General features: G+C 73.8%; 21 protein-coding genes and 1 pseudogene. 12 read left to right on the top strand and 10 right to left on the bottom strand.

Translation table 11 applies throughout. The features are described from left to right. Positions 1 to 62: 62 nt before the first annotated feature. The 8 genes from ACGFQC_RS27125 to ACGFQC_RS27090 all read left to right on the top strand — a co-directional run bounded on the left by ACGFQC_RS27125 (position 63) and on the right by ACGFQC_RS27090 (position 11,333). Positions 63 to 2,294 carry a molybdopterin oxidoreductase family protein gene (locus ACGFQC_RS27125; RefSeq protein WP_363089300.1) on the top strand — a complete coding sequence of 744 codons (2,232 nt, stop codon included), beginning with the start codon at positions 63 to 65 and terminating at the stop codon, positions 2,292 to 2,294. A gap of 124 nt (positions 2,295 to 2,418) precedes the next feature. After that, positions 2,419 to 3,867, top strand: coding sequence for a citrate:proton symporter (locus ACGFQC_RS27120; protein ID WP_363089299.1), 1,449 nt, complete (start codon positions 2,419 to 2,421; stop codon positions 3,865 to 3,867). A 248-nt stretch (positions 3,868 to 4,115) separates the two neighbouring features. After that, the gene (locus tag ACGFQC_RS27115) at positions 4,116 to 5,405 is read left to right on the top strand and encodes an MFS transporter (protein ID WP_363089298.1); all 1,290 of its coding nucleotides are present in this window, start codon (positions 4,116 to 4,118) and stop codon (positions 5,403 to 5,405) included. 101 nt (positions 5,406 to 5,506) lie between these two features. Continuing rightward, positions 5,507 to 6,085, top strand: coding sequence for a hypothetical protein (locus ACGFQC_RS27110; RefSeq protein WP_363089297.1), 579 nt, complete (start codon positions 5,507 to 5,509; stop codon positions 6,083 to 6,085). Further along, a complete protein-coding gene (locus tag ACGFQC_RS27105; RefSeq protein WP_363089296.1) occupies positions 6,072 to 7,205 on the top strand; it encodes a class F sortase in 1,134 nt (377 codons plus the stop codon). Before ACGFQC_RS27110 ends, ACGFQC_RS27105 begins: the two co-directional genes overlap by 14 nt. Positions 7,206 to 7,720: 515 nt before the next feature. Continuing rightward, complete coding sequence (locus ACGFQC_RS27100; protein ID WP_363089295.1) at positions 7,721 to 9,109, top strand: aldehyde dehydrogenase family protein; 1,389 nt, start codon at positions 7,721 to 7,723, stop codon at positions 9,107 to 9,109. A gap of 10 nt (positions 9,110 to 9,119) precedes the next feature. Beyond that, on the top strand, positions 9,120 to 10,199 hold the full coding sequence (locus ACGFQC_RS27095; protein WP_363089294.1) for a Zn-dependent alcohol dehydrogenase: 1,080 nt from the start codon (positions 9,120 to 9,122) through the stop codon (positions 10,197 to 10,199). Between the two features lie 225 nt (positions 10,200 to 10,424). Then, entirely contained in the window at positions 10,425 to 11,333 is a 909-nt protein-coding gene (locus ACGFQC_RS27090) for a MerR family transcriptional regulator (RefSeq protein WP_363089293.1), read from the top strand. A 38-nt stretch (positions 11,334 to 11,371) separates the two neighbouring features. On the opposite strand, the gene ACGFQC_RS27085 is transcribed toward ACGFQC_RS27090, so the two are convergent. The 7 genes and pseudogenes from ACGFQC_RS27085 to ACGFQC_RS27055 all read right to left on the bottom strand — a co-directional run bounded on the left by ACGFQC_RS27085 (position 11,372) and on the right by ACGFQC_RS27055 (position 15,901). Then, the gene (locus ACGFQC_RS27085) at positions 11,372 to 11,857 is read right to left on the bottom strand and encodes a DUF1801 domain-containing protein (protein WP_363089292.1); all 486 of its coding nucleotides are present in this window, start codon (positions 11,855 to 11,857) and stop codon (positions 11,372 to 11,374) included. A gap of 82 nt (positions 11,858 to 11,939) precedes the next feature. Beyond that, positions 11,940 to 12,269: pseudogene (locus ACGFQC_RS27080) on the bottom strand (glyoxalase); the annotation flags it as partial. Then, positions 12,269 to 12,790 (bottom strand): helix-turn-helix transcriptional regulator, encoded by a 522-nt coding sequence (locus ACGFQC_RS27075; protein ID WP_363089291.1) that lies wholly within the window; start codon positions 12,788 to 12,790, stop codon positions 12,269 to 12,271. The gene ACGFQC_RS27075 and the pseudogene ACGFQC_RS27080, both read right to left, overlap by 1 nt. A 136-nt stretch (positions 12,791 to 12,926) precedes the next feature. Further along, the gene (locus ACGFQC_RS27070) at positions 12,927 to 13,319 is read right to left on the bottom strand and encodes a VOC family protein (protein WP_363089319.1); all 393 of its coding nucleotides are present in this window, start codon (positions 13,317 to 13,319) and stop codon (positions 12,927 to 12,929) included. 150 nt (positions 13,320 to 13,469) lie between these two features. Next, complete coding sequence (locus ACGFQC_RS27065; protein ID WP_363089318.1) at positions 13,470 to 14,411, bottom strand: DMT family transporter; 942 nt, start codon at positions 14,409 to 14,411, stop codon at positions 13,470 to 13,472. A gap of 80 nt (positions 14,412 to 14,491) precedes the next feature. Continuing rightward, positions 14,492 to 15,202, bottom strand: coding sequence for a winged helix-turn-helix domain-containing protein (locus tag ACGFQC_RS27060; protein ID WP_363089290.1), 711 nt, complete (start codon positions 15,200 to 15,202; stop codon positions 14,492 to 14,494). Between the two features lie 57 nt (positions 15,203 to 15,259). Continuing rightward, positions 15,260 to 15,901 carry a TetR/AcrR family transcriptional regulator gene (locus ACGFQC_RS27055; protein ID WP_363089289.1) on the bottom strand — a complete coding sequence of 214 codons (642 nt, stop codon included), beginning with the start codon at positions 15,899 to 15,901 and terminating at the stop codon, positions 15,260 to 15,262. 130 nt (positions 15,902 to 16,031) lie between these two features. On the opposite strand from ACGFQC_RS27055, the gene ACGFQC_RS27050 reads away from it, so the two are divergent. The 3 genes from ACGFQC_RS27050 to ACGFQC_RS27040 all read left to right on the top strand — a co-directional run bounded on the left by ACGFQC_RS27050 (position 16,032) and on the right by ACGFQC_RS27040 (position 18,258). Beyond that, on the top strand, positions 16,032 to 17,183 hold the full coding sequence (locus tag ACGFQC_RS27050) for an acyl-CoA dehydrogenase family protein (RefSeq protein WP_363089288.1): 1,152 nt from the start codon (positions 16,032 to 16,034) through the stop codon (positions 17,181 to 17,183). A gap of 60 nt (positions 17,184 to 17,243) precedes the next feature. Next, a complete protein-coding gene (locus ACGFQC_RS27045) occupies positions 17,244 to 17,531 on the top strand; it encodes a YiaA/YiaB family inner membrane protein (protein WP_363089287.1) in 288 nt (95 codons plus the stop codon). A gap of 100 nt (positions 17,532 to 17,631) precedes the next feature. Further along, positions 17,632 to 18,258, top strand: a complete 627-nt coding sequence (locus ACGFQC_RS27040) for a TetR/AcrR family transcriptional regulator (protein WP_363089286.1) — start codon at positions 17,632 to 17,634, stop codon at positions 18,256 to 18,258. A gap of 73 nt (positions 18,259 to 18,331) precedes the next feature. On the opposite strand, the gene ACGFQC_RS27035 is transcribed toward ACGFQC_RS27040, so the two are convergent. Next, positions 18,332 to 18,793, bottom strand: a complete 462-nt coding sequence (locus ACGFQC_RS27035; RefSeq protein WP_363089285.1) for a MaoC family dehydratase — start codon at positions 18,791 to 18,793, stop codon at positions 18,332 to 18,334. 112 nt (positions 18,794 to 18,905) lie between these two features. On the opposite strand from ACGFQC_RS27035, the gene soxR reads away from it, so the two are divergent. Beyond that, positions 18,906 to 19,421, top strand: a complete 516-nt coding sequence (gene soxR / locus ACGFQC_RS27030) for a redox-sensitive transcriptional activator SoxR (protein ID WP_363089284.1) — start codon at positions 18,906 to 18,908, stop codon at positions 19,419 to 19,421. Positions 19,422 to 19,655: 234 nt separating this feature from the next. Here soxR and ACGFQC_RS27025 read toward each other — a convergent pair whose 3' ends face one another. Together ACGFQC_RS27025 and ACGFQC_RS27020 are read right to left on the bottom strand one after the other, a co-directional pair. After that, complete coding sequence (locus ACGFQC_RS27025; RefSeq protein ID WP_363089283.1) at positions 19,656 to 20,723, bottom strand: RNA ligase (ATP); 1,068 nt, start codon at positions 20,721 to 20,723, stop codon at positions 19,656 to 19,658. 77 nt (positions 20,724 to 20,800) lie between these two features. Continuing rightward, on the bottom strand, positions 20,801 to 21,601 hold the full coding sequence (locus tag ACGFQC_RS27020; protein WP_363089282.1) for a 3-keto-5-aminohexanoate cleavage protein: 801 nt from the start codon (positions 21,599 to 21,601) through the stop codon (positions 20,801 to 20,803). Positions 21,602 to 21,741: the final 140 nt, after the last annotated feature.

Raw genomic sequence — 21,741 nt, 5'->3', positions numbered from 1 at the left:
CATACCGGTCGGTATGCTCGGCGGACGAGAGCGCCACAGCCGCCGCCTTCCCAGGAGGACCCGTGTCCCGCACCGCCCTGCGAATCTGCCCCCTGTGCGAGGCCACCTGCGGGCTGACCCTGACCGTCGAGGGAACTCGGGTCACCGGTGCCCGCGGCGACCGCGAGGACGTCTTCAGCAACGGGTTCGTCTGCCCCAAGGGCGCCTCCTTCGGCGCCGTCGACGGCGACCCCGACCGGCTGCGCACGCCCCTCGTCCGCCGGGACGGCGAACTGCGCGAGGCCACCTGGGCGGAGGCCTTCGACGCCGTCGCCGCCGGGATCCGCCCGGTCGTCGAGCGCCACGGCCCGCACGCGGTCGGCGTCGTCCTCGGCAACCCCAACGTGCACACCATGGCCGGCGCGCTCTACCCGCCGGTGCTGCTCGCCGGACTCGGTACCCGCAGCCTCTTCACCGCCTCCACGGTCGACCAGATGCCCAAGCACGTCTCCAGCGGACTCCTCTTCGGCGACGCCAATGCCATCCCGGTGCCCGACCTGGACCACACCGACCACCTGCTCCTGATCGGCGCCAACCCCCTGGAGTCCAACGGGAGTCTGTGCACCGCACCCGACTTCCCCGGCAAGCTCAAGGCGCTCAGGGCCCGCGGCGGCACCCTCACCGTCATCGACCCCCGCCGCACCCGCACCGCGCGGCTCGCCGACCGGCACATCGCGATCAGGCCCGGCGCCGACGCCCTGCTGCTCGCGGCGATGGCACACGTACTGTTCGAGGAAGGGCTCGTGCGGCTCGGCGAGTCGAGCGCCCATGTGCAGGGAGTCGACGAACTCCGCGACGCCGTGAGCGACTTCACCCCGGAGGCGGTGGCGGCCGCCTGCGACGTGGACGCCGCGCTCGTGCGCACCCTCGCCCGTGAACTCGCCGCCGCCCCCACCGCCGCCGTCTACGGCCGCATCGGCAGCTGCACCGTCCCGTACGGCACCCTCGCGAGCTGGCTCGTCGACGTCCTCAACATCCTCACGGGCAACCTCGACCGGCCCGGCGGCGCCCTCTTCCCGCAGGCCGCCACGGACCGCACCCCCCGGCCCGCCGGTCCCGGCCGGGGCTTCGCGCTCGGGCGCTGGCACTCCCGCGTGAGCCGGCACCCCGAGGCCAAGGGCGAACTGCCGCTCTCCGCGCTCGCCGAGGAGATCGACACCGCGACGGACGAGGGCACCCCGGTCCGGGCGCTGATCGCCGTGGCCGCCAACCCGGTGCTCTCCGCGCCCGACGGCGACCGGCTGGACAAGGCGCTCGACTCGCTCGACTTCATGGTCAGCGTGGACCCGTACCTCAACGAGACCTCGCGCCACGCCGACGTCGTCCTGCCGCCGCCCCCGCCGTCCCAGAGCCCTCACCACGACTTCGCCTTCAACACCCTCGCCGTCCGCAACCAGGTCCGCTACACCCGCCCCGCCGTCCCGCTGGAGCCGGGCCGGATGGCCGAGACCGAGATCCTCGCCCGGCTGACCCTGGCCGTCACCGGGATGCACGGCGCCGACCCCCGCGCCGTCGACGACCTGGTCGTCGGCCAGACCCTCGGCAAGGCGGTCGCGGACCCGCACTCACCCGTGCACGGCCGCGACCCCGAGGACCTCGCGGCACGGCTCGCCGGCGACAGCGGCCCCGAACGCCGCCTCGACATGATGCTGCGCCTCGGCCCCTACGGCGACGGCTTCGGCGCCCGCCCCGACGGGCTGTGCCTGGAACGGCTGCTCGCGCATCCGCACGGCATCGACCTCGGGCCGCTGCGGCCGCGCCTGCCGCAGCCGCTGAAGACCCGCAGCGGGAAGATCGAGCTGCTGCCCGGGCCGATCGCCGACGACCTCCCGCGGCTGCGGCGGGCGGCGGGCGAGCGGCCCACCGGGCTCGTCCTCGTCGGACGCCGGCACCTGAGGTCCAACAACAGCTGGATGCACAACGTCCCCGCCCTCACCGGCGGCAGCAACCGCTGCACCGTCCAGGTCCACCCCGAGGACGCCGAGCGGCTCGGGCTGCGCGACGGGGAGCCGGTGCGGGTCAAGGGCGCCGGGGGAGAGGTGACCGTGCCCGCCGAGGTGACCGACGGGGTGCGCCGGGGCGTCGTCAGCATCCCGCACGGCTGGGGCCACGACCGCCCGGGCACCCGCCTCGGCCACGCCTCCGCCGACCCCGGAGTCAACGTCAACCAGCTCCTCGACGGCAGCCTGCTCGACCCGCTGTCCGGCAACGCCGTCCTCAACGGCGTGCCCGTCGAACTCACCCCCATCGGCTGACCTGGAGTTTTGCGCTTATTGCTCGCACGTCAACGTCTTGTTAACACCGTTTGAACGGTCCTAACGTCAACGCACCGCCGACCCCCAGGTGGGATGTTCAAGGGCGAACGTTAGGTATCCATTCATGCTGACCATCCTCGGCTTCGCCATGATCGCGACCTTCCTGGTCCTGATCATGCTGAAGAAGATGTCGCCGATCGCGGCGCTCGTCTTGATCCCGGCACTGTTCTGCGTCTTCGTCGGGAAGGGCGCCGAACTCGGGGACTACGTCCTCGACGGCGTCTCCAGCCTCGCCCCCACCGCGGCGATGCTCATGTTCGCGATCGTCTACTTCGGTGTGATGATCGACGTCGGCCTGTTCGACCCGATCGTGCGGGCCATCCTGAAGTTCTGCAAGGCCGACCCGCTGCGCATCGTCATCGGCACGGCGCTCCTCGCCGCGATCGTCTCGCTCGACGGTGACGGCTCCACCACCTTCATGATCACCGTCTCGGCGATGTACCCGCTGTACAAGCGCCTGAAGATGAGCCTGGTCGTGATGACCGGTGTCGCCGCGATGGCCAACGGCGTGATGAACACGGTGCCCTGGGGCGGTCCGACAGCCCGCGCCGCCACCGCCCTGAAGCTCGACGCCGGCGACATCTTCGTCCCGATGATCCCGGCCCTGGCCGTCGGCCTCCTGGGCGTCTTCGCCCTCTCCTACGTCCTCGGCCGCCGCGAGCGCAAGCGGCTCGGCGTGCTGACGCTGGACGAGGTCCTGGTGGAGGAGACGGAGACCGAGACCGAGACGGTGCTCGTGGGAGCCGGCACCGGTGCCGGTACCGGCAGGAAGGCCGCCCCCGTGGGCGGTTCCGGCACCGGCACCGGAGCCGGTGCGGGTGCGAATGCGGGTGCCGCGGCCGACGCCGACGAGCCCGAGGAGGACGAGCGCCTCGCCGGACTCGACCCGGACCGCGCCACCCTGCGTCCCAAGCTGTACTGGTTCAACGCGCTCCTCACGGTCACGCTGCTCACCGCCATGATCATGGAGTGGCTGCCGATCCCGGTGCTGTTCCTGCTCGGCGCCGCGCTCGCGCTCACCGTCAACTTCCCCCACATGCCCGACCAGAAGGCCCGCCTCGGCGCGCACGCCGAGAACGTCCTCAACGTCGCCGGCATGGTCTTCGCCGCCGCCGTCTTCACCGGCGTCCTCACCGGCACCGGCATGGTCGACCACATGGCCACCTGGCTGGTGGACAACATCCCTGACGGCATGGGCCCGCACATGGCCTTCGTCACCGGTGTGCTGAGCATCCCGCTCACCTACTTCATGTCGAACGACGGCTTCTACTTCGGCGTCCTGCCCGTCCTCGCCGAGGCCGGCCAGGCCCACGGGGTCTCCTCGCTGGAGATCGCCCGCGCCTCCCTGGTGGGCCAGCCCCTGCACATGTCGAGCCCGCTCGTCCCGGCCGTCTACGTCCTCGTCGGCATGGCCAAGGTCGAGTTCGGCGACCACACGCGGTTCGTCGTGAAGTGGGCGGCCCTGACCAGCCTGGTGATCCTCGCGGCGGGAATGCTGTTCGGGATCATCTGACCCGCGATCCTGGCCCGTCCGGCCCGACCCGATCCCCTCAGGTCCCACCGGTTCGACTCGATCCCCTCAGGTCCCACCGGTTCGACTCGATCCCCTCAGGTCCCACCGGTTCGACTCGATCCCCTCAGGTCCCACCGGTTCGACCCGATCCCCTCAGGTCCCACCGGTTCGACCCGATTCCCCCAGGTCCCACCGGCCCGATCCGTTTCACGCTCGTTCCGACTCCGACTGCCAGGGAGGGAAAACCCATGAGGCCCGGTGGGAACCGCGGCTGGCTGCTCCGCCTCGTCATCGCCTTCGGCTTCGCGCAGGGGGCGGTGTCGATGGCCCGGCCCGCCGTCTCCTACCGGGCCCTCGCGCTGGGCGCGGACGAACGGGCGGTCGGCGTCATCGCCGGTGTGTACGCCCTCCTTCCGCTCTTCGCCGCCGTCCCGCTGGGGCGCCGTACCGACCACGGCCGGTGTGCGCCCCTGCTGCCCTTCGGCGTGGTCCTGATAGCCGGCGGCTGCGCGCTGAGCGGCGTCGCCGGTTCCCTGTGGGCGATGGCCCTGTGGAGCGGCGTCATGGGACTCGGCCACCTCTGCTTCGTCATCGGCGCCCAGTCGCTCGTCGCCCGCCAGTCGGCACCGCACGAACAGGACCGCAACTTCGGCCACTTCACGATCGGCGCCTCGCTCGGCCAGCTGGTCGGCCCGATCGCCGCGGGCGCCCTGATCGGCGGCTCCGACATGGCCGGCACCAGCGCGCTGGCCCTCCTCGCCGCCGGAGCCGGTGCCGCGGTCGCGTTCACCTCGCTGTGGCGCATCGAGCACCCGGGCACCTCCGCCACGTCGCACACGCCGAAGGGCGGCTGCGTCCCCGTCGTACCCGTGGTCCGCATCCTGCGCACCCGGGGCGTGCCCGCGGGCATCCTCGTCAGCCTCTCGGTGCTCTCCGCGACCGACATCCTCACCGCCTATCTGCCGGTGGTCGGTGAGCACCGGGGCATCGCACCGTCGGTGATCGGCCTGCTGCTCGGCCTGCGGGCCGCCGCCACCATCGCCTGCCGCCTGGTCCTCACGCCCCTGTTGCGGCTGCTCGGGCGGACCGTACTGCTCACCGTGACCTGCCTGCTGGCGGCCCTGCTGTGCGCCGGGGTCGCGCTGCCGGTGCCGGTGTGGGCGCTGGCCGTGATGCTCGCGGCGCTCGGTTTCTGCCTCGGGGTCGGCCAGCCCCTGTCCATGACGACCGTCGTCCAGGCCGCGCCCGACGGCGCCCGCTCCACCGCCCTCGCGCTCCGGTTGACCGGCAACCGCCTCGGTCAGGTCGCCGCGCCGGCCGCCGCGGGGCTGATCGCCGGGGTGGCGGGCGTGGCGGCGCCGTTCGTGATGCTGGGCGGGCTGTTGCTGCTCTCGTCGGGGGTGGCGCTGCGCTCGCCGACGGAGGTCGGGGAGCGGGCGGCGGGCGGTAAAGAGGCTCCCGGGGCCGGGAGCGGAGCCGGGGGTCGGGGGGGAGTCCGGCGTACCGGCTCCGCGTTGGGCCGTAAGAGCGATATCTGAGGCGCGGCACGCGGTGCTTTCGTGATCGACGGGCCGAAATGTGACATCCAGTCAGATGCAAGCCAATTCGTATGAAAATCATCTGACTCGGAGGTTCTCTGATGCCGACCTCGTCCCGTCCACGCAGGGTCGCCACGCTGACGGCCCTCGCCGCCGGTGGAGCCGTCCTCCTCGGAGCACCGGCCGCCGTCGCGGCCCCCGGGGACAACGGAGACGTCAAGGTGCACGCGGTGGGCACCGCCGTCAGCGCCCAGGCCAACCAGCCCAAGGTCTGCAGGTTCTACCTCGACGCCTTCAACTTCGACGTCGCCCAGGGCATCAACTGGACCATCGCCCCGCAGTCCGCGCAGGCCGGCACCAGCGCCACCCTCTCCGGCGTCGTCACCCTCGCCAACGGCGCAGGGGTCACCGAGAACCTGTTGCTGCCCACCGGGCAGTACAAGCTGACCTGGACCATCGTCGGCGGCAACGGTGCCGCCAAGCAGAAGGTCTTCAAGGTCGACTGCCCGGACCGGCCGAACCACCCCGGCGGCCCCAACGGCGGCCCGCCCGCGGGCGGCGGCGGGCTGGCCCGCGACGCCGCGTTCACACCGGTCGCCGGCGCCGCGACGGTCGGTCTGGCCGCGGTCGGCGGAGCGGCATGGTTCCGGCTGCGCCGCCGTTCGCATGGCGCCGCGTAGGCGGATCCGCAGGCCCTGGTACCGGACGCGCGCCTACCGCCTGACGAGGACGGCCGCCCTGGCTGTCACGCTGGTGACGGGCGCCGTCTGGTGGGCCCACGCCGAGGAGCCCGCCGGTACGGCGGTCTCGGCGGTCGGCCCCGCCGGATCCGCCGTCGGGGCGGGGGACGCGCGGGGCCCCGACCAGCAGGCGCGTCCGCGGTCCGGGCCCTCGCGGGAGGCCGGCGAGGGCACGCCGCGCACACCTCCGGAGCCGGCCCGGCACGGGACGGGGCTGTCGGGACCGGCGCGGCCCCCGGAGGGCGCGCCGGCCCCGACGCCCCACGGGGCGGGGGCGCCGTCGGCACGGGCCCCGCAGTCCCCGCGGCGGGCGGCGCCGTCGCGGCCGCGGCCGACCCGGCCGGTCTCGTCGCCGTCGGGTCCCCGGCGGCCGCCGTCGGCGACGGGGACGGCGTCAGGGCCGGGCGGGGCGGACGCCTCCCGGCCCGCGCCGGGGACCACCCGCGCGGGGGCCGCGCACCCCGGCACCACGCACCCCGGCACCGCCCACCCCCGTTCCGCCGCGCCGCGCCCCGGTGCCGCGGGCACCTCCCGGGCGGCGACGCCCCGCCCCCGGCCCGCCCCCAAGGGTCCTCACGTCTTTCCGCGCTCCCGCGCGACCCGGCTGGCGATCCCGTACCTCGGCCTCGACGCGCCGGTCATGGACCTCCGCCTGGACAGCAGACGCAGGCTGCCCGCGCCCCCGGAGGACGACCCCGAGCTGGTGGGCTGGTACGCGGACGGTCCCTCCCCGGGCGGACCGGGCACCGCCGTCGCCGTCGGACACCTCGACACCGACAGCGGGCCGGCCGTCTTCGCGGGCCTGTCCGAACTCTCGCGCGGCCGCCGCGTCGAGGTCCGCCGGGCCGACGGGCGCACCGCCGTCTACCGGGTCGACCGGATCGAGAACTACGAGAAGGCCCACTTCCCCGACCGGGAGGTGTACGGCGACCGGGGCCGCCCCGAACTGCGGCTCATCACCTGCGGCGGCACCTTCGACCGCAGGTCCGGCTACTCCGGCAACCTCGTGGTCTTCGCCCACCTGACCGGGATCCGGGACCGGGCGGGCCCGGCGGGCTGAGCCGGGCGGCCGAGCCCGCCGGCCCGGGCAGCCCGTTCCGGCGAGCGGGCCGCCCGGCACTTCGCGGCCACGGGTACCGGCCGGTTCTCTTCCCCGGGCGCGCACAGTCCGTCGACTTCCGTGTCCCACAGCCTCGTCCGGTCCTTCGGAGGCCGTCGGGCGCACGCGCCCGGGATCCGCCCGCCGCCCGCCCCGTCCCCGATCCGGACGGGGCGGGCGGCGGCGGGTCCGTGGGCCCCGGGAACTCCTCCTCCGACACGCGCCGTCTCCCTGCACGACGTCGGCAAGGTCCACAGCGCCGGCGGTTCCCGCGGGGTGGACCGGCTGACGCCGGACATCGCGCCCGGCGAGTTCCTCGGGCTGCTCGGGCCCTTCGACCGCCGGGCCTCGACGAGTGACGCCCGCGGCGGCCGTCCTCCCCGTGTGGGACGCCGCACGGCGGACACCCCTGGTGCCGGAAAACTATCGGCGCTAGTTTAGGGCGCGGACGACGACGACCGCCCGGAGGGAACGCGATGAAGGCACACGACGGCATCTACCTCGACGGCGCCTGGCGCCCCGCCGCCGGGCAGGACGTGATCGAGGTCGTCAACCCGGCGGACGAGCAGGTCATAGGCCGGGTCCCGGCCGCCGGGCCCGAGGACGTCGACGCGGCAGTCCGGGCGGCCCGTACCGCGCTCCCCGCCTGGGCGGCGACGGCGCCCGCCGAGCGGGCCGCGCGCCTGAGCGCCCTCCGGGACGTGCTGGCGGCCCGCAAGGACGAGATCGCCGAGACGGTCACCGCCGAACTCGGCTCCCCGCTGCCCTTCTCCCAGGCGGTCCACGCGGCCGTCCCGATCGCGGTCGCCGGCTCCTACGCCGAACTGGCCGCCACCCACTCCTTCGAGGAGAAGGTCGGCAACTCGACCGTGTACCAGGAGCCGGTCGGCGTGGTCGGCGCCATCACGCCCTGGAACTACCCGCTCCACCAGATCGTCGCCAAGGCCGCCCCGGCCCTCGCCGCCGGCTGCACGGTCGTCCTGAAGCCCGCCGAGGACACCCCGCTCGTCGCGCAGCTCTTCGCCGAGGCGGTCCACGAGGCCGGTGTCCCGGCCGGTGTCCTCAACCTCGTCACCGGCCTCGGCCCGGTCGCCGGGCAGGCCCTCGCCGAACACCCCGGCGTCGACCTCGTCTCCTTCACCGGTTCCACCGCAGTGGGCAGGCGGATCGCCGCGACGGCCGGCGCCGCGATCAAGAAGGTGGCCCTCGAGCTCGGCGGCAAGTCCGCCAACGTCATCCTCCCCAGCGCCGACCTGGCCCGCGCGGTCAACGTCGGCGTCGCCAACGTGATGTCCAACTCCGGCCAGACGTGCAGCGCCTGGACCCGGATGCTGGTCCACCGCGACCGGTACGACGAGGCCGTCGAGCTGGCCGCCACCGCCGCCGCGAAGTACGCCGACCGCATCGGCCCCCTCGTCAACGCCGAGCAGCAGGCACGGGTGCGCGGGTACATCGACAAGGGCGTCGCCGAGGGCGCGCGCCTGGTCGCGGGCGGCACCGGAACCCCGCACGAGCGGGGCTGGTTCGTCAGCCCCACCGTGTTCGCCGACGTCACCCCCGAGATGACGATCGCCCAGGAGGAGATCTTCGGCCCCGTCCTGTCGATCCTGCGCTACGAGGACGAGGAGGACGCCCTGCGCATCGCCAACGGCACGGTCTACGGCCTGGCCGGCGCCGTCTGGGCCGGCGAGGAGGCGGAGGCGGTCGCCTTCGCCCGCCGGATGGACACCGGGCAGGTCGACATCAACGGCGGCCGCTTCAACCCGCTCGCCCCCTTCGGCGGCTACAAGCAGTCGGGCGTCGGCCGGGAACTCGGCGCGCACGGCCTCACCGAGTACCTCCAGACCAAGTCCCTCCAGTTCTGAGGAGTTCCCCGTGGTTCGTGCCGCCGTCCTTCCCGCCGTGGGCGCCCCGCTGGAGATCACCGAGATCGAGCTGCCCGAGCCCGGACCGGGGCGGGTCCGCGTCCGGCTCGCCGCCGCCGGCGTCTGCCACTCCGACCTGTCCCTGTCCGACGGCACCATGCGGGTGCCGGTCCCGGCCGTCCTCGGCCACGAGGGCGCGGGCACGGTCGTCTCCGTCGGCGAGGGCGTCACCGGCCTCGCCCCCGGCGACGGCGTGGTCCTCAACTGGGCCCCGTCCTGCGGAAGCTGCCACGCCTGCTCGCTCGGCGAGGTCTGGCTGTGCGCCCACGCGCTCGGCGGCTCCGCCGACGTGTACGCCAGGACCGCCGGCGGCACCGACCTCCACCCCGGTCTGAACGTCGCCGCGTTCGCAGAGGAGACCGTCGTCCCCGTCTCCTGCGTCCTGCCCCTGCCCGACGGCATCCCGCTCACCGACGCGGCCCTCCTCGGCTGCGCGGTCCTCACCGGCTACGGCGCCGTCCACCACTGCGCCCAGGTCCGCCCCGGCGAGACGGTGGCCGTGTTCGGCGTCGGCGGGGTCGGCCTCGCGGCCCTCCAGGCGGCCCGGATCGCGGGCGCCTCGACGATCGTCGCCGTCGACGTCTCCCCGCAGAAGGAGGAACTGGCCCGCGCGGCGGGCGCCACCGAGTACCTCGTGGCCCGTGACACCACCGCCCGGGAGATCCGCGCCCTCACCGGGAAGCAGGGCGTCGACGTCGCCGTGGAGTGCGTCGGCCGCGCGGTCACCATCCGCACGGCCTGGGAGTCCACCCGCCGCGGCGGCCGCACCGCGGTCGTCGGCATCGGCGGCAAGGACCAGCAGGTCACCTTCAACGCCCTGGAACTCTTCCACTGGGGACGCACCCTCACCGGCTGCGTCTACGGCAACTCCGACCCGGCCCGCGACCTCCCGGTCCTGGCCGGACACGTCCGCGCCGGCCGCCTGGACCTGGGCTCCCTCATCACCGAGCGCATCGGCCTGGAGGGCATCCCGGCGGCCTTCGAGAACATGCTCGCGGGCAAGGGCGGCAGGGCCCTGGTCGTCTTCTGACACCGCCGCGACCGTGCGACGTGCCGTGGGGTTCTTGTGGCCCCTGCCGGGGTCCTGAGCCCCTGGCCCGGGGCTTCCCCCTCGTTCGCACGGTCGAGGGGGAGGAAGAGGCGCATGCCGTCGACGCCGGCGGTGTGGGGAACCCGGCGGAGCTCTGGAGAACTCACGGGACGTCGCGCTGAGGCGCTTGAGTCTCCAGCCACCGGAGGGTCCAGGATCTCCCCCATGGATGACGAACACCCCGACGTGCTCACCATCGGCCGGCTCGCGCACCGCACCGGACTTCCGGTGCGTACCCTGCGCTTCTGGTCGGACGAGGGGGCGGTGCCGCCCGTGGCCCGCTCCGCGGGCGGCTACCGGTTGTACGACGCCGAGTCCGTGGCCCGCGTCGAGCTGGTCCGCGCCCTGCGGGAGCTGGGCCTCGGACTCGACGACGTGTGCCGCGTCCTGAGCGGCCGCACCACGGTCGCCGAGGTCGCCGACGCGCACGTGGCCGCGCTCGACGCGCAGATCCGCTCGCTCAAGGTGAGCCGGGCCGTCCTGTCCGCCGTGGCGAAACGGGGTTCGACCGTTGAGGAGACCACACTGATGAACCGGTTGGCGCGGCTTTCCGCCGCAGAGCGCAAGCAGATCGTCGACGAGTTCAAGGAGGAGGTGTTCGGCGGTCTCGACGACCCGCGCCTGCGTGACCGCGTAGACGCCTACGGCATCGAGTTGCCCGACGATCCCACACCCGAGCAGGCCGACGCCTGGATCGAACTGGCCGAACTGGTGCGGGACCGCGGGTTTTGCGCCCGCTTGCGCACGTGGATGGAGCTCAACACGCCCGTACCGGGGCAGGGCCGTCCCCCCGGGGCGTCCATCTGGTGGGCCAGGCAGGTCGTGCAGACCGTCGCGGAGGCAAGGAAACGCGGGGTCGCTCCCGAGGGGCCGGCAGCGGCCGAGATGCTGTCCGAGCTGTTCGGCGACGCCGACCGGGACGCCGTGCTGCACAGCCTGGAGGCCGGGATCGAGGCGGAAGCGGAGCGCTACCGCAGGCTCGTCGCCCGTGTGCGCGGGCAGGATTCGTCGCCCGACGCGACCGAGGAACTGGAATGGCTGGCGCGGGCCCTGCGCGCCGGGTACCGGGCCTGACCCGGTACCCGGCCTCGGCACCGGGCGGTCCGCCGGCCTCAGCCCACCGCCTTCTCGACCAGCGCGCTGATGCGCTGTTCGTCGGCCGCGGTCAGCTCCTTCAGGGCGTAGGCGGTCGGCCACATGGCGCCGTCGTCGAGTGCCGCCTGGTCGCTGAATCCGAGCGTGGCATACCTCGACTTGAACTTCTGCGCGCTCTGGAAGTGGCAGAGGACCTTGCCGTCCCTGGCGTAGGCGGGCATCCCGTACCAGAGCTTGGGCGCGAGGTCCGGAGCGGCGGCCCTGACGATGTGGTGGATCCGCTCGGCGAGGACCCGGTCCGCTTCCGGCATCTCGGCGATCTTCGCGAGCACGTCCTGCTCCGCCGCCGCCTCCTTCTCCGCGCGGGACGAACCGCGTCGCGCCGCCGCCCTCTTCTGCTCCTGCGCGTGCTCCTTCATCGCGGCCCGCTCCTCGGGGGTGAATCCCTCGTACTGCTCGGCGGCCGTGCCCGGGTTCTCGGCGGACGACTTCGTGGACTGCATGGCGGGTTTCCTCTCGTACGGGATGGAGCGGGTCGGAGCGGGAGTGCGGGCCCGGGAGTCAGGACAGCGCGGACGGCCCGGGGGACGTGGCGGCCCTCCGGATCGTCCCGTCCGGGGCCCGGACGGAGCCGCCGTAGTCCCACAGCGACTTCGCGGCGGGCTTCAGCACGGTGGCGCCGGCGTCCACGGCGGCGTCGACGAAGCTGTCGACGGCGGCCGGCCGGGACACCGTGAGCGCCGGGGTGGAGCCGCGCGATCCGGTGGAGTGTGCCCAGGACGCCCGCAGGCGTGGGCGCGTGTCCACCGCGAAGGCGGTGGGGCAGCGGCGGCCGGCCTCGGGGCCGGTCACCGCGAGGGTGACGGACGCGATGGACGTGCGGGATGCGGCGGGAGTGGTGATCGCCATGGCCATCACGCTAGGGGCCACCCGGCGACCGCGGCTTCTCGATTCCTGACCGGTCTTGTCACCTGCTTCGCCACACACGCCGGCATCCCCTCCACCGTGACGGCGGAGCCCGCCTCAAGGGCTGCACCCACGGCGTCGGCACGGTCGGCCGCCACATCCGCCGCCTGGCGCCGGAAGGCCCCGGGCGGCATGCCGACCAGCTCGGTGAAGCGGGTGGTGAACGTGCCCAGCGACGCGCAGCCGACCGCGAAGCAGACCTCGGTGACGCTGAGGTCGCCCCGCCGCAGCAGTGCCGCCGCACGCTCGATGCGACGCGTCATCAGGTAGGCGTACGGCGACTCACCGTAGGCGGCCCGGAACTGCCGGCTGAGGTGCCCGGCGGACATGTTCACGGTGAGGGCGAGCGCCTCCACATTCAGCGGCTGCGCGTACTCCCTGTCGATCTGGTCGCGGACGCGGCGCAGCCGCGCGAGATCAGCCAGACGCTGCGCCTGCACGCGTGCACGCCGCCACTCGGGTCGGCACACGAGCACATCCCCTCCTCTCGTCTTCCGTCGACGTCTGCGAGCGTGCGGGGTGGTGACGACCGGTTCCGCCGGAGTCGACCGGCCGGTCGGGCGACTGCCGGACAGCGGCGGGACGGAGCCCGGCCCCGTGGCCGGCTCAGCGAAGTTCCTGGATGCGGACCAGGTTGCCCGCAGGGTCGCGGAAGGCGCAGTCGCGGATGCCGTACGGCTGCTCGATCGGCTCCTGTACGACCTCGGTGTCACCGGCCTGCACCTTCTCGAACGTGGCGTCGAGGTCCGGGGTGGCCAGAAGGATCCAGCCGTAGGTGCCCTTGGCCATCATCTCGGTGATGGTGCGGCGCTCGTCCTCGGTGACTCCCGGGTCGGCCGCCGGTGGCACCAGAAGGATCGACGTGTCTGGCCGGCCGGCCGGCCCGACCGTGATCCAGCGCATCCTGCCCTGCCCGACGTCGTTGCGGACCTCGAAGCCGAGGACGTCTCGGTAGAAGGCGAGCGACGCGTCCGGGTCGTCGTGCGGCAGGGAGCTCATGTGAATGGTGATGTCGTCCACGGCGAGAAGGCTAGAACCGGTCCGTGTCCCGCGCTTCTCGATTCCTGATCGATCCGGGCACGCGCGGACGTTCACGGGCATGTCCCGCGGAGCGCACCTGGTTCCCGTGACGGTGCGACCGACGCCCCGTCAGCCGTCCGCCACGGGCGACGACGGCTCAGCGCGGGTCTTTCGTTCCGGTGCGCCGACCCCCGACCGGGACACCGCCACCCCCGCCAGGCACAGCGCCCCGCCCGCCAGGGTGAGGACCCCGGGCACCTCGCCCAGGAACAGCCACGACATCAGCACCACCAGCGAGGGCACGGCGTACGTCGTCGCGCCCATCCGTCCGGCTGTGGTCCGGGCCAGCGCGTAGGCCCAGGTGGTGAAGGCGAGCGCGGTCGGGAACACGCCCAGGTAGACCATGTTGAGCGTGGCCGACAGTGGCGCGTCGGCGGCGTCGCCGACCAGCTGCCCGGCGAAGGGCAGGCAGGTCACCGCACCCACCAGGCACCCGAACGTCGTCACCTGCAAGGCGCCGGCCCGCCCCAGCGCCGGCTTCTGCGCCACGACCCCGCCCGCGTACGCGACGGCGGCCAGCAGGCACAGCGCCACCCCGAACAGCGAGGAACCGCCCCCGCCCGACATCGACAGCCCGACCGTCACCGCGCCCGCGAACGACACCGCCATCCCGGCCAGCAGCCGCGGCGGCAGCCGGTCGCCGAGGAACCGCGCGCCGAGCAGGGCGATGAGCAGCGGACCGATGTTCACGACCAGCGCCGCCGTCCCCGCGTCGACCTCCTGCTCGCCCCAGTTCAGCGCCACCATGTAGAAGCCGAACCAGAGCACCCCCGACACCGCGATCCCGCGCCAGGCGGACCGCGGCGGCAGCCCCTCCCGCCGTACGAGACAGATCGCGCCCAGGGTCAGGGCACCGGCCAGCAGGCGGCCGAGGGCCAGCGCGCCGGGGGAGTACGCGGCGCCCGCGCTGCGGATCGACACGAAGGCGGAGGCCCACAGCACGACGGTGACCGAGGCCGCACCGGCGGCGAGCAGTCGGGTACGGCGTTCCGGGTGGCCGGCGGTGTTCATCATGCTCCTGAAAACAGTGGGTCGGGTGGTGGAGGGGCTCGCGGAAATCGGACGCCGGCCGCATCTCGCCGGGGCCCCGGTCACCGCAGTGCCGCCCCGTCGATGCCGAGCAGCTCGCCCAGCGCCCGCCGACCGGCGGCGGTCACGCGCACCGCCCGCCCGGAGCCGACGCGCTCGCACCAGCCCGTGTCGAGGGCGTGCCTGCACAGGGCCGCGCCCGCGACCCCGGCGAGGTGCGGCCGGCGTTCGGTCCAGTCGAGGCAGGCGCGGGCCAGCGGACGGCGGCCCCCGCCCTCCAGGGTGATGCCGGTGCCCGCGAACCACCCGAGCCCGGCGTCCGTCAGCGCGAAGCCGGTGTCCTGGACGAGGAGCCCGCGCGCGGTCAGGGCGTCGGTGACGGCGATGCCGAGCCGCCCGGCGAGATGGTCGTAGCAGGTCCGGCCGCGTGCCATGGCCGCCCCGGCGCTCGACTCGCGCAGGGTCCGGGGCCCTGCGGCGCCGGCGGGGGCGACCTGGGCGGTCAGGTCCTCCACGAGCTGGGCGACGCGCGCGCCGGCGAGCCGCACGTACCGGTGGCGGCCCTGCCGTTCCTCGGTGAGCATCCCGCCGGCGACGAGCTTGCCGAGGTGCTCGCTCAGGGTGGAGGCGGCGACGCCCGCGTGCCGGGCCAGCTCGCCCGCGGTCCACGCCCGGCCGTCGAGCAGCGCCAGCAGGCACGTGGCGCGCGTCTCGTCGGCGATCAGGCCGGCCAGCCCGGCCAGCAGCGGCGCGCGGGGATCCCTGGTGGTCATGGCTCCCAGCATGGGACACGGACGGTTCGGCGGGCGCCGAAGTGTCGGCGTCCGGGATCACGCCGTGCGGCGCAGCCGCTCGTACTGCTGCTCCAGCCCGTCCAGCAGGGCCGCGAGGCCCGTCTCGAAGGCCCGCTCGTCGACCTTCTCCTGCTGCTCGGCCAGCAGATGGGCCTGTCCGAGGTGCGGGTAGTCGGCAGGGTCGTAGGCGCTGGCGTCGTCCACGAAGCCGCCGGCGAAGGAGCCGAGCGCGGAACCCATGATGAAGTACCGCATCAGCGCGCCGATCGAGGTGGCCTGCGCGGGCGGCCAGCCCGCCTCGACCATCGCGCCGTAGACCGCGTCCGCGAGCCGCAGTCCGGCCGGCCGGCGGCCGGGGCCGCGGGCGAGGACCGGGACGATGTTCGGATGGTCGCGCAGGGCGGTCCGGTAGGAGACCGCCCAGTCGTGCAGCGCGGTCCGCCACTGCCGGCCGTCCTCGAACATCGACAGGTCGACCTGGGCGCTCACCGAGTCGGCGACCGCTTCGAGGATCTCGTCCTTCGTCCGGAAGTGGTTGTAGAGCGAGGGTCCGCTCACCCCGAGTTCGGCGGCGAGCCGGCGGGTCGAGAGTGCCGCGAGGCCCTCCGCGTCCACGAGCGCGCGGGCCGTCTCGACGATGCGGTCGGTGCTCAGCAAGGGCTTGCGCGGTCGGGCCATGGCGCACATAGTAGGGCTGCGACCAAGAAACTAGCAGTGCTAATTTAATGGTCGGGCGGGTCGGGGTCCGGGGACGGGTCCCCGGACCGCCCGTTCCACCGTCCGTCGGTTCTCTGTGGGGTGACGCGTCATGCATCTGGGGCTCAGCGAGGAGCAGGAGGCCGTACGGCGGCTCGCCCGGGACTTCGTGGACCGCGAGGTCACCCCGCACGCCGTGACCTGGGACCGTGCCGAGGAGGTCGACCGGTCCCTGGTGAAGAAGCTCGGCGAGGTCGGCTTCCTGGGTCTGACGATCGACGAGGAGTACGGCGGCTCCGGCGGCGACCACCTCGCGTACTGCCTGGTCACGGAGGAGCTGGGGCGCGGCGACTCCTCCGTGCGCGGCATCGTCTCCGTCTCCCTCGGCCTGGTCGCCAAGACGATCGCGGCCTGGGGGGACGAGGAGCAGAAACGGCGCTGGCTGCCGGGACTGACCTCCGGCGCGTACGTCGGCTGCTTCGGCCTCACCGAGCCCGGCACCGGCTCCGACGCCGGGAACCTCACCACCCGCGCGGTCCGCGACGGCGGGGACTACGTCATCAGCGGCACCAAGATGTTCATCACCAACGGCACCTGGGCCGACGTCGTGCTGCTCTTCGCCCGCTCCACGGACGCCCCCGGCCACAAGGGCGTCTCCGCCTTCCTGGTCCCCACGGGCACCCCGGGGCTGACCCGCCGCCCCCTCCACGGCAAGCTCGGCCTGCGCGGCCAGGCCACCGCCGAACTGGTGCTGGAGGACGTGCGGGTGCCCGCGTCCGCGCTGCTCGGCGCGGAGGGCAAGGGCTTCTCCGTCGCGATGTCGGCCCTGGCCAAGGGCCGGATGTCGGTCGCGGCGGGCTGTGTCGGCATAGCCCAGGCCGCGCTGGACGCCGCCGTGCGCTACGCGGGGGAGCGCGAGCAGTTCGGGAAGACCATCGCCCACCACCAGCTCGTCCAGGAACTGATCAGCGACATCGCGGTCGACGTGGACGCCGCCCGCCTGCTGACCTGGCGGGTCGCGGACCTCGTCGACCGCGGGCTGCCCTTCGCCGTGGAGTCCTCCAAGGCCAAGCTCTTCGCCTCGGAGGCGGCCGTCCGCGCCGCCAACAACGCCCTCCAGGTCTACGGCGGCTACGGCTACATCGACGAGTACCCGGCGGGCAAACTGCTGCGCGACGCCCGCGTGATGACCCTCTACGAGGGCACGAGCCAGATCCAGAGACTGGTCATCGGGCGGGCGCTGACGGGGGTTTCGGCGTTCTGAGTACCTCGTCTGAGTATTCCGACCGATGTGGTGCGGGCGACGTCCGCCGATGCTCGTCCCATGAGTGACACACCCGTCAAGCAGCAGAGCACGGCCGCCTTCTACGGCCAGGCCGTGGCGTCGTTCGCGGTCGCCATGGCGGCCACCGCCGTCGGCATCCTCCGGCTGGACGCCGACGCCTGGGTCCGCGGCTTCCTCGGCATCGCCGTCCTCTACCTGGTCACGTCCGCCTTCACGCTCGCCAAGGTGATCCGGGACCGCCAGGAGGCCGGGCAGATCGTCAGCCGGGTCGACCAGGCCCGTCTGGAGAAGCTGCTCGCCGAGCACGACCCCTTCGAGAAGATCTGAGCCCGCCCTCTCGCACCGGCGGCCGCCGGCGGCCACGCTAAGCGGCCGCTCACCTTCGGCGGTATGGTGGAGCTCCGGTACCGAGAGGGGCGAACGAGCGATGAGTACGGCGGAGGAGACGGCCGGCGGCGAGGTCGAGCCGTGGGAAGAGGTCACCCCTGACGCGGCCCGGCGACTGCTCGTCGCCGCCGTGGAGGCCTTCGCCGAGCGCGGCTACCACGCGACGACGACCCGCGACATCGCGGGCCGCGCGGGGATGAGCCCGGCGGCGCTCTACATCCACTACAAGACCAAGGAGGAGCTGCTCCACCGCATCAGCCGGATCGGCCACGACCGTGCGCTGGACATCCTGCGCACGGCCGCGCGCGGCGGGGGCAGCGCGACGGACCGGCTCGCGGAGGCCGTCAGCTCCTTCGTCCGCTGGCACGCGGGCCGACGCACCACCGCACGGGTCGTCCAGTACGAACTGGACGCCCTCGGCCCCGAAGCCCGCGCCGAGATCCTCGCGCTGCGCCGGCAGGTCGACGGCGAGGTGCGCGGGATCATCGAGGAGGGCGCGGCGAGCGGCGAGTTCGACGTCATCGACGTGCACGGGACCACCCTCGCGGTGCTGTCCCTGTGCATCGACGTGGCCCGCTGGTTCAACGTGGACGGCCCGCGCACCCCCGACGAGGTCGGCGCGCTCTACGCCGACCTCGTGCTGCGGATGGTGGGGGCGGCGAAGTAGCCGCGGGGGCGGGAGTGCCGCGCGGCGGCCCGCCGCTCGGGGACACGCGGCCCGCCGCTCACGCGACGGCGGGTCAGAGGTAGTAGCGGGAGACCGACTCGGCCACGCACACCGGCTTGTCGCCGCCCTCGCGCTCCACCGTGAAGGCGACGGTGACCTGGACGCCGCCGGTGACGTCGTCGACGGCGGAGATGGTCGCGGTGGCGCGCAGTCGCGAGCCGACCGGGACGGGCGCGGGGAACCGGACCTTGTTCGTCCCGTAGTTGACACCCATCTTCACGCCCTCGACCGCGATCAGCTGGGGACCGAACAGCGGCAGCAGGGACAGGGTCAGGTAGCCGTGCGCGATGGTGGTCCCGAACGGGCCCGAGGCCGCGCGCTCGGGGTCGACATGGATCCACTGGTGGTCGCCGGTGGCCTCCGCGAACAGGTCGATCCGCTTCTGGTCGACCTCCAGCCAGTCGGTGTACCCCAGCTGCTCGCCCACCGCAGCCCTCAGCTCGTCGGGGGACGTGAAGATCCTCGGCTCTGCCATGTCTGCGGCCTCTCTCGCGCTCACGGAATGTCTAAGCAACTGCTTAGCATGGTGGCCGCGGGGGGTCATGTCAACGGACCGGGCGTCCGGCGGGATGGGTAGGCTCCGAGGGGTGCCGAAGATTCCAGAGACGATCCACGAACTCACGGTCGGCCAGGTCGCCGCCCGCAGCGGCGCCGCCGTCTCCGCCCTGCACTTCTACGAGTCCAAGGGCCTGATCAGCAGCCGGCGCACCCCGGGCAACCAGCGCCGCTACACCCGTGACACGCTCCGCCGGGTCGCCTTCGTCCGCGCCGCGCAACGCGTCGGCATCCCGCTCGCCACGATCCGGGACGCGCTCGCCCAACTCCCCGAGGAGCGGACCCCCACCCGCGAGGACTGGGCCCGTCTCTCGCAGACCTGGCGGGCCGAACTCGACGAACGCATCAGGCAGCTCAACCGCCTGCGCGACCACCTCACCGACTGCATCGGCTGCGGCTGCCTCTCGCTCGACTCCTGCGTCCTGTCCAACCCCGACGACGCCTTCGGCGACCGCAGCGCGGGCTCCCGTCTCCTCCCCGAACGCAAGGCCCCCGCCCCCGGCGGCCCCCGGACCGCCCCGCCCCCGGGCGAGGACCGCCGCGCCTGACGGCCCGCCGACCGCCGGTGTGCTGTCGTGTGCGTCGCCCGCACCGAGTCGTCCGGCCCGCGGCCTGCCGGCTGTCGGTGTGCTGTCGTGTGCGTCGCCCGCACCGAGTCGTCCGGCCCGCGGCCCGCCGGCTGTCGGTGTGCTGTCGTGTGCGTCGCCCGCACCGAGTCGTCCGGCCCGCGGCCCGCCGACCGCCGGCCGGCCGTCGCGTGCGGGCCCGTGGTCACCGGCCGCTCACTCGTACTCCGTTCCTCCCTTCCGCGTCAGATACGCCGCGCTCACCGCCTTGGCGACGGCCCGCCCTCCGGTCACCGGGCTGTACCGCTCCACGGCCGGACGTATCACCACTCCCTCCCGCAAGTGCAGTTCCCGCCCCGACACCGTCTCCCGCCCGCCGGCCAGCTCCAGCACCCGCGCACTGTCGTAGGGCCCCTCGAACAGCCGCGGGACCAAGGGAAGTTCGCCCTTCAGGAGGGCCGCCGCGTCCAGCCACCGCACCGTGCCGTCGATCTCCGCGGACACGTCGAACACCGCGTACCCGAGCGTGTCCCGCCGCCCGTCGGCGCCGTACGTCAGGTCCTGCACACCCGCGCCGTACACCTCGCCGAAGACGCCGACCCGGCGCGCGCCCAGCCGCACGGCGAGCCGGGCCGCCGCCTCGGCGACACCATGGCCGCGGACGGCCCGCCAGTACAGGTTCCGCGGATCCTCCCGCAGCGCCAGAGACTTCGCGCCGAAGCCCTTCGAGGAGACGTACACCCGCTCCTCGTCGGCGACGTACGTCAGCAGACACGCCGACCCGTGCAGCTTCTCGGTGAGGACCACCCGCTCGCCGGCAGCGAAGAGGTCCGGGTACCGCTGGATGTTCTCGATGTCGACCCAGGGCAGCAGGTCCGGTGCCGGCTCCACCTCCCCGTCCATGGTGGGAGGGATCGGCGGCACCCACTTGACGATGCCGAGCCGTTCCGCGAAGTCGGTGCCCTCCCCGGCCGCCCGCGCGAGGTCGACGTCCGCCAGCGCGCTCGGCCGGCACACGATCCCCTGGGACAGCTCGCCCCGCAGCCGTACCGCCTTGACCCGGTCCGCCCTGCTCCCCGCCAGCCGTCCGGTCAGGCCCAGCTCCTCGATCAGGTCGGCCGGCAGCACCGACTGCTCGGGGATGTACACGGCCGCGTCCCCCGTCCGGTAGGCGCCCTTGGCGACGACGGCCCGGTACAGGCCCACCTGGGCCAGTTCGAGGGCGTCGGCGTTCGGGTGTTCGTGGACGGTCAGGACTTCGGCGGTGACGCGCAGCGTCGACATGCGGGGCTCCTTCAGAACCTCAGGGCTGTCTCATCGCCCCCGACTCTCCCCCACGGCAAAGAGGTGGAGCGACCCGATTAGGCGCTGGTACCGTCACCCTCCTCGGCCGGCGTCGACGCCGCGCCCCCTGCCGCGCCCCTCGCGCTTTCCGAGGACGAACGCCGGGCGCACCCGTACCGGTCCAGCCCCTCGGCCACCAACTGGGCGTTGGACAGGGCCCGTCGTCCGTCCGGCAGGGTCAAGGTGTCCTCGAGGCCGATCCGGGTGGCGAGTCCCAGCCGTCCCGCCAGCCGCAGTACGGGCCACGCCCCGCCGTCCTGGCCGTGCAGCAGCACGGGGCGGCCGTGCGCGCAGCCGAGGCCGGACAGCAGCCGGCGCGCCTCGGCCTCGGCGGTGTCCGGCTCGGGGTCCGTCACCTCCGCGAGCACCCGCAGCACCCTGGGCCCGAGCGGCGAGCCGGCGAACCGCACCGCCCCGTCGGTCCCGGACCAGATCCCGGCCTCCACCCCGATGCCCAGCGCGATCAGCGCTGCCGCCAGCTCCTCCGCCCCCGGCTCGTGCCAGTTGACCGAGGCGTGGTCGGGCCGCACCGTCCACTCGCGCACACGGGCGAGTCTCGCCGCCGGGTCGGGTTCCGCCCAGGCGCCCGTCGTCACCCCGACCGGCACGGGCACCCGCCGCCGTATCGCGTCGAGCGTCGCCGCCACCACCCGAGGGGACAGGCTGTCCCGCCCGCACGGCGTCTTCGGGTGCACGTGGATCTCCGTGGCCCCGGCCGCGACCGCTTCCGCGGCGGACCCGGCCAGCGCCTCGGGGGACAGCGGCACCACCGCGCCGTCGGCGGCACCCCGCGCTCCGTTCAGACAGACCTGCACCATGCCTCGAGGATGTCACCCGCCCCTGACATCCGCCCTGTTCCACCGCAGCGGAAAAGCAGGCGAAAGAAGCAGGCGGGAAAACAGGGGGTGCGGCATCCCGGCGCACCCCCGCCGTTCACTCGGGATCTCCCGTCCCGGAG

Origin of the sequence: Streptomyces sp. NPDC048734 (assembly GCF_043198675.1) — a bacterium.
Taxonomy (GTDB): Bacteria; Actinomycetota; Actinomycetes; order Streptomycetales; family Streptomycetaceae; genus Streptomyces.
The sequence above is the reverse complement of the archived record's forward strand: the minus strand, read 5'-3'. Positions and strand labels throughout refer to the sequence as shown.